The organism is Leifsonia sp. HAY1-4F (genome assembly GCF_056755275.1).
The window spans coordinates 1-247 of sequence record NZ_JBNDHX010000487.1; the positions used below are offsets into that span (position 1 = coordinate 1).

Here is a 247-nt window from a genome sequence, read left to right on the forward strand (position 1 = left end):
TCGTAATTCCTGGCCGTGCGCCCGAGACTCGTTTCGCCGAGAATGGTAGCTCCCGCATGCAGGGTCTCGACCACGAGGCCTATGCCGATCTCGTCAGGGGCTTCATGGCCAGGTTCAGCGAACCGGGACCGATCACGCATCCGCAGGATGTCGCCGAAGCGGTGTGGCGCGCCGTGAACGATCCATCCAGCCCCATGCGTATCCCTGCCGGCGCTGACGCGGTGGCCTGGGCCGAGGCGAGCTGACC

At 66.4% G+C, this 247-nt stretch carries 1 protein-coding gene; it reads left to right on the top strand.

Annotation, left to right across the window (positions count from 1 at the left end; all coding sequences use genetic code 11):
• Window positions 1-245 (top strand): hypothetical protein (locus ACPYOG_RS20230; protein WP_481295877.1); only part of this gene is annotated, 245 nt, incomplete at its 5' end.
• Between the last annotated feature and the right edge of the window lie 2 nt (window positions 246-247).